Source organism: Tepidiforma sp. (assembly GCF_034432735.1).
In the GTDB taxonomy this organism is placed as follows: domain Bacteria; phylum Chloroflexota; class Dehalococcoidia; order Tepidiformales; family Tepidiformaceae; genus Tepidiforma.
The window spans coordinates 1-9,184 of the sequence record NZ_DAOUBJ010000129.1 but is presented as its reverse complement, the minus strand read 5'-3'; the positions used below and the strand labels follow the sequence as shown (position 1 = coordinate 9,184).

The 9,184-nt window shown below is 68.2% G+C and carries 7 protein-coding genes and 1 pseudogene; 7 read left to right on the top strand and 1 reads right to left on the bottom strand.

Annotation, left to right across the window (positions count from 1 at the left end):
• The 5 genes from VAE53_RS11710 to VAE53_RS11690 form a co-directional block, all read left to right on the top strand.
• Nucleotides 1–537: iron ABC transporter permease (locus VAE53_RS11710; protein ID WP_322819548.1), on the top strand; the 537-nt coding region annotated here is incomplete at its 5' end.
• Nucleotides 534–1,718: an ABC transporter ATP-binding protein gene (locus VAE53_RS11705; RefSeq protein WP_322819547.1), complete on the top strand. Its 1,185-nt coding sequence runs from the start codon at nucleotides 534–536 to the stop codon at nucleotides 1,716–1,718. The genes VAE53_RS11710 and VAE53_RS11705, both read left to right, overlap by 4 nt.
• Entirely contained in the window at nucleotides 1,715–2,746 is a 1,032-nt protein-coding gene (locus tag VAE53_RS11700; RefSeq protein ID WP_322819546.1) for an ABC transporter substrate-binding protein, read from the top strand. The genes VAE53_RS11705 and VAE53_RS11700 overlap by 4 nt, the downstream gene beginning before the upstream one ends.
• Nucleotides 2,743–6,426, top strand: coding sequence for a magnesium chelatase subunit H (gene bchH, locus VAE53_RS11695; protein ID WP_322819545.1), 3,684 nt, complete (start codon nucleotides 2,743–2,745; stop codon nucleotides 6,424–6,426). The genes VAE53_RS11700 and bchH overlap by 4 nt, the downstream gene beginning before the upstream one ends.
• On the top strand, nucleotides 6,413–7,372 hold the full coding sequence (locus VAE53_RS11690) for an AAA family ATPase (RefSeq protein ID WP_322819544.1): 960 nt from the start codon (nucleotides 6,413–6,415) through the stop codon (nucleotides 7,370–7,372). Before bchH ends, VAE53_RS11690 begins: the two co-directional genes overlap by 14 nt.
• A 245-nt stretch (nucleotides 7,373–7,617) precedes the next feature.
• On the opposite strand, the gene VAE53_RS11685 is transcribed toward VAE53_RS11690, so the two are convergent.
• Nucleotides 7,618–7,902: a hypothetical protein gene (locus VAE53_RS11685; protein WP_322819549.1), complete on the bottom strand. Its 285-nt coding sequence runs from the start codon at nucleotides 7,900–7,902 to the stop codon at nucleotides 7,618–7,620.
• On the opposite strand from VAE53_RS11685, the gene VAE53_RS11680 reads away from it, so the two are divergent.
• Complete coding sequence (locus VAE53_RS11680; protein ID WP_322819543.1) at nucleotides 7,837–8,826, top strand: VWA domain-containing protein; 990 nt, start codon at nucleotides 7,837–7,839, stop codon at nucleotides 8,824–8,826. The two genes, VAE53_RS11685 and VAE53_RS11680, sit on opposite strands and share 66 nt — an antisense overlap.
• A 24-nt stretch (nucleotides 8,827–8,850) precedes the next feature.
• Nucleotides 8,851–9,184, top strand: a pseudogene (locus tag VAE53_RS11675) (hypothetical protein); the annotation flags it as partial.

Sequence of the window (9,184 nt, the reverse complement as noted above, 5' to 3'; positions counted from 1 at the left end):
TTCCTGGGCGGCGTTGTCAGTGCCTTCGTCGCCAATGCCCGCAACGAACAGGAGATTCGCAGCATCATCTTCTGGCTCCAAGGCGGCCTCGAGGCGCGAACCTGGGAGCACGTCCGCCTCGCCCTCGCCCCTATCCTCATCGGCGTCACGGGCATCGTCGCCCTCGGCCGCGACCTCAATCTCCTCCTCCTCGGCGAAGACCTTGCGACCAGCGCCGGGGTCGCGGTGCGACCAGTCCGCTGGGCGGTCCTCGGCCTCGCTGCCCTCGTCACCGGCGCGGCCGTCGCCGTGACGGGCGTCATCTCCTTTGTCGGGCTCGTCATCCCCCATGCGCTGCGGCTCATCGTCGGCACCGACAATCGGCTGCTCCTGCCGGCCAGCGCCCTCGGGGGCGCGGCCTTCCTCGTAATGTGCGACACCGTCGCCCGTATGGCCTTCCAGCCCGTCACGCTCCAGGTCGGCGTCGTCACCTCGCTGGTTGGCGGTCCGCTCTTCCTCTTGCTCGTCCTGCGGAGCCGCCGGGAGTTCGCACTGTGACGACCGCACTCCTCGAAACCCGAGCCCTTGGCCTCGACTTGTCCGGCCGCACCATTGTCGACAACGTCCACATTCAGGTTGTCCCCGGCGAGCTCGTCGGTCTCGTCGGCCCCAATGGAGCCGGCAAATCGACACTCGTTCGGCTGCTCGCGGGACTGCTCCGCCCAACCCACGGCAGCGTCGTCCTCCAAGGACAACCCATCGACCGCATTCCCCGCCGCGAGCGATCGCGCCTCATCGGCTACGTCCCGCAGGATACCCGCATCGATTTCCCCCTCTCCGTCGAGCAGGTCGTCCTCCTCGGGCGCCACGCCCACCGATCCGGGCTTGTGGTCGATTCCGCCCACGATTACGCGCTCGCCGCCGCCGCCCTCGAACGGGTCGGCCTCCCTCATCTGCGGGACCGCGCAGTCTCCTCACTATCCGGCGGCGAGCGCCAGCTCGTCATGCTCGCCCGCGCCATCTGCGGCGAACCCAAACTTCTTCTGCTCGACGAGCCTGTCTCCGCCCTCGACCTACGCCACCAACTTCACGCGCTCGCCATCACGCGCGACGTCATCGGTAACGGCGCTGGCGGCATCGCTGTCCTCCACGACCTCAACCTCGCCGCCCGCTTCTGCGATCGCATCCTCGTCATGCAGGGAGGAAAAGTGCGCGCCGATGGCGACCCCACCGTGGTTCTCGCTCCCTCCCTCCTCCGCGACGCCTACGGCGTAGGCGTCGCCGTTCGCCCGGACGACCTTGTCGATTGCCCCAGCGTCGTCGCCGTCCGTCACGCCCATCCGCGCAGGCTCGCGGTGGCGGGGCAGGGTGTCTCCCTCGTCCGGGTCCTGGCCGCGCTCTTCCGCCACGGTTGCCTCGACGTCACGGTCATAACGCCCGCCGAATCGGAATCCGGCAGGTTCGCTGCCGAGCTTGGCTTCGACGTCGTTGCACCCTCCGCCTGGTCCAATGCCGAGCACGACGCCATCGAAACGCTCGTCGTAGGCCATCCCCCCTTCATTGTCCGCGGCGCCCGTTGGCGCCTCGGTGATGCCCCATCGATCGACGAGGTCATCGCCGTTCTCCATGAGCACGCCCGGGACGGGACCGAGCCGGGCGGTCCAGCTGGCCATCCCGGGCCGACGCGGCTAATCGCCGCCGGTCGGGCCGTCAACCATACCACGGAGGTATCTACGTGAATCGGATTCTGCTCGCAGCCCTCGCGCTGCTCATCCTCCCTGTCGCCGCTGCCTGCGGGTCGGGCGGCGACGATGAGAACGGTACTCCGCCCCAGCAGCAAGCCACATCCGCCGCCTCGCCATCGCCGGCCAGCCAACCGGCCCAGCCCACCGCCACCCCGGTCGTCGCCTCCTTCCCCGTGACCGTGGAACTCGAAGGGCGTAAGGTCACCATCGCCCAACGTCCGCAGCGCATCGTCGCCCTTTCCAACGATGTTGCAGACATCGCCATCCGGCTCGCGGGCCCCGAGCGCGTGGCCGCCGCGCCCGAATCCAATGCCAACGCATCCCTTGCCGCCGGCGCCGATGCCGCCGGTCGGGTTGCAACGAAACTCCCACCAGGCACGAAGCCCGAGCCCGAAAGCATCGTCGCCCTCAGGCCCGACCTCGTCCTCATCAGCGCACGCCACGGTGGCGAGCAGGATGCAGCCAAACAGCTCGAACAACTCCAAATCCCCCTGCTCGTCTTTGCGCATTGGGGGACACCCGAGGAAATCGCGGAGAACGTTCGTGCCATCGGCAAGGCTGTCGGCGAGCCACAGCGCGCCGAGGCCCTCATCGCCGAAATGATGCAATCCGTCGACCGCGTCCAGAAGGCAGTCAAGAATGCACCCACGAAGCCACGCGTGCTTGCCCTCTCCGACCAGGCGAACCGTCCATTCATCGTCGGCAAATCGGGAGGCGGAATCACCCCGACCCTGGTTTCCCTCGCAGGCGGGGAGGTCCTCAGCGAAACCGGCGGCCCGGCCCAAGCCGAAAGCGTCGCCGCCCTCAATCCGGATGTCATCCTCATCGTCGACGTTTGGGGAAAGGGCCTTACAAACTACCGAGCCCTCCTCGATTCCCCAGGAGTGCGCGAACTCCCCGCAGTCCGTGACAACCGAATTATCGTTCTCCCCGCCTGGCAGATCTTCCTCCCCACCGACCGCGTCGGCGCCGGCGTCGAAAGCCTCGCCCGTGCACTGCATCCCGGAGCCCTGCCCCAGTGAGTGCCACCCTCCGCTGCCTCTTCGTCGGATTCGATGGACACCGGGCGTTCCCACTCCGCTCCGGGATACAGCTCGCGGCCGAGCGCTGGGGAGTCGCCGTGGTGCCGGAATTCATCGACCGCGACGCTCTTCTCGAGGGCGGCACCCTCGACTCCCTCCTCCAGCGCCGCTGGGACGCCGTCTTCGTGACGGGTCTCGCTGACGATCGATTCCAACCCGCCGCCAGTACCCTCGCCGACGCAACCCCCTGGTTCTTTCCGAGCGCGCCGAATGCCCCCGCCATCATGGCGCTCGCCCGGGTGCCCGGGCTGGTAATTTCCGACCCTGCCGCCCGGCCCGCCTTGGCAGTCGCTGCTGGCACCCTCGCTTCCGCCGGCTACCCGGTTCCACCCGTCCCGGCCGCTATCGCGACCCTCCTTCCGCAGGTGGCACATCACCTCCCGACCGACCAGCCGCAACTGCGCTCGCTGGGCCGCATTCTTCAGGCCTTGTTGAACCTCTCCGCCGAAAACGTCGCCCTCGCCTTGGCGGCGCTCGCTCACGAGGTCGAACCGAGCGCCGTCCCCGACCCCGGCTGGCCAGAAATTTTCCCGGCGTGCGGCTTCTGGCACCCCGCGGTCGGTATCGCAGCCACTTGGGACCAATTCATCGTCGCCCTCGAGGCGGCCCGGCCCATGCCCGACCCAGCTGGCACGGTCCTGCTCGTCGTTTTCTCCACGCAGATCACGTCGGGCAACCACGCACACATCACCGCGATGGTCGAATCGCTCGAGCGAAACAACCTCCGGGTCGTGCCATGGTTCGGCGCGCTCGACGCCGCTGGTCGCATCGACGACGCACTCCGTGCCCAACGTTTCGACCTCGTCATCAACTTGTCCGGGTTCACCCTGACGGGCACCCACGGCCAGCCCAACCTCGCCGGTGACGTCGCCCTCCTCCAAGCGTGGGATTGCCCCCAGGTAAACGCGGTCCCCTTGCTGTTCCAATCGGTCGAAGCCTGGCAGGAGAACCCGGCCGGCCTGGCGCCCATGGCGGTCGCGATGCAGGTCGCCGTACCGGAACTCGAGGCAGGGCTCGCTCCGCGCGTCGTCGCCGGTCGCTCCAGTGTCGACGACCGGATGGTTCCCATCGCGGAAATGACCGACCGCGTCGCTGCCCACGCCGCGAAAATCGTCGAGTTGCGCCGAATCCCCAATCGGGAAAAGCGCATCGCCATCGTCCTCTTCTGTGTGCCACCGGATGGCGGCGCCGTCGGCACAGCCGCATACCTGGATGTTTTTGCCTCGCTCCACGCGCTGTTCGTTCGGCTTCGCGAGGAGGGATACTTCGTCGACGTCCCCGACTCCCCGACACACCTCCTCGAGACGGTCCTCGATGCGGAGGCCGGCGCACCAAGGACAGGGGTCGCCATCGCGGATTGGTACGCGACGGCCGAGTACGCCTCGGGCGCACCGGGAGTCGAGCGCGTTTCTCGCCAATGGGGAAAGCCTCCAGGCGATATCGACACCGATGGCGCGGCCCTCGCCATCCGTGGTGCCGTCTTCGGCAACGTGGCTGTCCTGGTCCAGCCCGATAACGGTGGCTACTCCGATCCCATCGGCCTGCTCTACAGCCCCGATGCGTCACCGAGCCACAGCTTCGTCGCCCTCTACGACTGGATAGCTCGCCGATTCGGTGCGCATGCCATCCTGCACTTCGGAACCCATGGGGCGCTCGAGTTCATGCCCGGGAAGCAAGCCGGCCTCCTCGCGACCGACTTCCCGGAGGCCCTGATCGGGCCAATCCCCCACCTCTACTACTACTGCATGAACAACCCGGCCGAGGCCGCCATCGCGCGCCGCCGCTCCGGCTCCGAAATCGTGAGTTATCTGAGCCCCCCAGTTGCGCGGGCCGAACTCCACGGCACGCTCGCCGCGGCCCGCGATGCCCTCGAAGCATTTCGCGAGACCCCAACCGACACGAGGCTCGAAGCCCTGATTGCCGCTGCGCGCGAGGCCGGCCTCCACAGTATCGTTCCGCCCCCGTCGAGCACCGACGCCGCGCCATACGTCGAATCGCTCACCCGCGCCCTCGATGAACTCGAAGCAACCCTCGTACCGCTCGGCCTCCACGTGCTCGGCGAGGGTATCCCTCCCGCGGAGGCGTCCGGCGTCCTTGCCGCCGCCGCCGAATATCCCCTCGAGCCCGCTGGCCGCGAACCATCCCTGTTCGATGTAATACTTCCGTTCGCCGGGAGCGAGCGCGCGACCCGAGAAGTCATCGAGGCGTTCGCCCGTTCCGTCATCGAAGAGCATCCGCCGAAGCCCGAAGGCGTGCTCTCGAATCTCGATCCGGACCTCGTCGATCGATGGTATCGCCACCTGCGCGAGCGGCTCGAGCTCCTCGGCGGCGCAACCGAGCTCGATGGCCTCGTCGCGGCACTCGCCGGCCGCTTTATCCCACCCTCGCCGGGCGGCGACCCCGTTCGCGAACCATCCGCCCTCCCGACAGGCCGCGGGCTCGTCGCAGTCGATCCGTATCGGGTGCCCACACCATCGGCAATAGCAGCCGGGGAGCGCCTCGCCGATGATCTCCTCGCCGAGGCGCTGCGCCAGGCAGGTCACTACCCCGAATCCGTTGGCGTCGTTCTTTGGGGCCTCGAGACCATCAAGGCGAGAGGGGAGGCCATCGCCCAGGTCCTCCGCCTCATCGGGGTTCGGCCGACCGCCGACTCGTTCGGCCGAATGACGGCGTTCACCATTACCCCGCTCCACGAACTCGGGCGCCCCCGCGTCGATGTCCTCCTCACCGTCTCCGGCATCTTCCGCGACCTCTTCCTCCCCTCCACTTCACTACTCGACCGCGCATTCCGGGCCGTCGCGGCGCTGGACGAACCGCTCGACCAGAATTTCGTCCGGAAACACGTCCTCGAAGCCGCCGAAGAGCTCGGCATCGGCTTCGACGAGGCAGCTGCGCGGGTTTTCTCCCAGCGTGCGGGCCGCTACGGAACCGGCGTCAACGACGCCGTCTTGTCGTCCCAATGGGAAGATGCGGAGCAGCTCGGCGAAGTCTTCGCCGATTCCACCAGCTTTGCCTACGGCGATCGACTCCTCGCGGCCGCACACCCAACCGTGCTCCGTCGGCTTCTGCGCACCGTCGAGGTCACCTTCCAGAACGTCGATTCCACCGAGGTCTCCCTCTCCGACGTCGACCACTACTTCGAATACCTCGGCGGGCTGACGAACGCCGCCCGTCAGGCCCGAGGCGAAGAGCCCGTCACCCTCGTCGCCGATACCTTCCATCGCGGCGGCCGCGTCCGCACCCTTCGCGAAGCCCTTTGGTACGAAACCAAGACCCGTCTCCTCAACCCAAAGTGGCGCGACGCCCTGCTCGAACACGGGTACAACGGAGTCGCACAGGTGGCGACGAGGCTCGACAACACCTTCGGTTGGGCCGCCACCACCTCCGCAGTCAGCAGCGACCTCTTCACCGAGGTCGCGCGCGAATATCTCCTCAACGACACCCTTCGGGAAGCCATGGCGCGCGAGAACCCCCTCGCTGTCCAGCGCATGGCCGAGCGGCTGCTCGAAGCGTCCCGCCGCGGACTCTGGGATGCGCCTCCCGACATCATCGAGCAGCTCGACGCAGTAGCCAGGATTCTCGACGACCAAATCGAAGGAGTCTCCCTTGCAACCCCCTAACCACCCGGCTTGCGAGACGCTGACCTTTCCCTTCTCCGCCATCCTTGGCCAAGACGAACTCAAGTTGGGACTCCTGCTGAACGTCATCGACCCCCAGATCGGCGGACTCCTTGCCCTCGGCGACCGGGGAACCGCAAAGTCGACCACGGTACGCGCGCTCGCCCAGGCGCTCGCCCACGCCGGAATTCCCGTCCCCGTCGTCACCCTGCCCCTTGGGGCCAGCGATGACCGAGTGCTCGGTGGCCTCGACCTCGAAGCAGCCCTCCTGCGCGGGGAGAAGAAATTCGCGCCCGGGCTCCTCGCCGAAGCCGATGGTGGCATCCTCTACATCGACGAAGTCAACCTGCTCGACGACTACCTCGTCGACCTCCTGCTCGATGTCGCAGCGAGCGGCGTCAATCACGTCGAACGCGATGGCCTCGCTATCACCCACCCCGCGCGGTTCATCCTCGTCGGCTCCGGCAATCCCGAAGAGGGCGACCTCCGCCCCCAGCTCGAAGACCGCTTCGGCCTCGCGGTCAACGTCAAAACCATCACCGACGTCGCAGCCCGGCGTGAGGTTGTCGCGCGCCGCATTGCCTTTACGGACGACCCTGTCGCCTTCTGCGCGCGATACCAGGAAGCCGATGCGGCGCTCGCTCACTCAGTCGCCGAGGCGCGCGAGCGCGTCGCAAGCGTCGAAGTCCCCGAAGCGGTCCTCGACCGTATCGTGGAAATCGTGGTCGCATCCGGTGCCACCGGCCACCGCGGCGAGATCGTCACGGCCAGAGCTGCCCGAGCCCGCGCCGCGCTCGCCGGGCGGGCGGCTGCCGCGCTCGAAGACCTCGTAGCCGTCGCGCCCATGGCGCTCCGGCACCGTATCCCTCGCGAGCCATTCGACTCGGCCGAGACCATCGATACCCGGATCGCCCAGACCATCGACGCCGTCACAGGGATCGTGCGGTGACTTCAGTAGCCGGCTCGGCCGGACCCGACACATCCATCCCGATAGCCGTCTTCCTTGCCGACCCTACCGTCGGGATCGTCCTTACCGGCGATAGCTGGCTGTGCGACCTTGGCATGCGGCAGCTTCTCCGTTCGCTGCCCCCGTCTTGGGCACCATTGTTGGTCCAAGCTTCCACCGACCTCGCCGCGCTGAACGAAGCCGTCCGCCCCGATTCCCGTCGACCATGGCCCCGCCGGGTCGCCGTCCTACGCTCTACGTCGGAGCTCGAACCGGACGCCGCAGCGGTATGCCGGAGGGCTCTGGCTCTGGTCGTCGTAGCGCATCGGCTCGAGGAGCTCCCACCTGGACTCGGCGAGCGCTGTGCCCTGGTCGTCCCCTTCGGAGGGCCGCCGGGGGGCCAACTCGCCCTCGCCTTCGCGGAGCAGCCTCCCCGGCCGCTTCGAACGCAACAGCAGCCAATCTCGATGGCAATCGACGACATCGTCGCGCTCGCCGTCGAAGGGGCTTCCGCTGCCGGAATCGTCTCCCATGAGCTCGAATACCGAGCCGCTACGGTCGCTCGTGCCGCTGCCAGCCTCGGCTTCGATCCTGCTCAGGTGCTCGACGCGTGGGTGTACGGTCCCCGACGCGCGGTGCCGCAACCTCCACAGCCCAGCCCGCCACCAGCGTCCGACCGCTCCCCCTCCACGCCCTCCGAAGGCGAGGGCAGTGGCGACGGCCCAGAATCCATCGACCCGCCCACCGCTGTGCCGATTGCTTCGGCCCCGCCTCGCTCTCTACCCGGCCGAACTCGGCGGCCACTTCCGGGGCGACGTGGGCCCCGGGCCCCCCACCCATCACGGGGACAGCCCGGTCGCTCCCTTCCCTGGAATCGCGGTTACCGGCCCGATATCCCAGCCACGCTCGCCTGGGCGCTCCCTCGGCTGCCGCTCCGTGGCTGGCGCCCTGGCGACCCTGTCCGGCTCTCCCCGGGCGACCTCCGGCGTCGCCTTCGCAAATCCCGGAGCGGACGGCTCCAGCTTATCGTCCTCGATGCGTCCGGAAGCATGGCCCGAGATGCGATCCGCCGCGCCAAAGGCGTCGCGCTCGCCATACTCGACCAAGCGTACGTCGAACGACGCTCCGTCGCGGTAGTCGTCGCCCGGGGCCGCTCCGCGTACCTCGCCCTGCCGCCTACCCGTTCCACACGCCGCGTCGCGGAATGCCTCCGGAGGCTTCCGGCCGGGGGCGGCACACCGCTCGCCTCCGCCTACCTGCTCGCAGCCCGGCTCGCCGAACGTTTCGATCCCCCGTCGGTCGAAGTCCTCGTTCTCACCGACGGACGACCCAACGTCGCCCTCGGGCCGGGGCGCGAGCCCAAAGCCGACGCCGACATGGCGCTCGCTGCGCTTCGCGCACGCGCCACCCAAGTGAGGATCCAGCCCATCGTCCGCAGGACCGCCGCTCGCGCATGAAATGAGACCAGCTATCATTAGCGCATGGCGAGCAGCCGATTTCCTGACCCTGCGCACCCACCGAGCGACGAGCGACATCCGCGCCGTTACGTTGCAGCAGGCCGGCCGCTCCGCGTGCCTCCATCCACGGCCGCGATTGTCAGGTCCGGCATCGTTCGCCTCGAATCGCTGCACGAAGACGGCAGCGCAGCGATCATCGGCTTGGCAGGCCCCGGGCAAGCGCTCATCCACCATGTCGACCGCATCTGCCACGTGCACCCGGTCGCCCACACCGACGTCGTGCTCGAGTTCGAGCCGCTCGACCCCACCGATTCGCTCCAGGCCGCCCTCGTCCGCCGCCTCTCCGAAACCGAAGCCT

Coding starts and splice junctions, on each gene's coding strand:
- VAE53_RS11680 (WP_322819543.1), top strand. CDS start 7,837: ATGGCAATCGACGACATCGTCGCGCTCGCCGTCGAAGGGGCTTCCGCT.
- VAE53_RS11685 (WP_322819549.1), bottom strand. CDS start 7,902: ATGGGAGACGATTCCGGCAGCGGAAGCCCCTTCGACGGCGAGCGCGAC.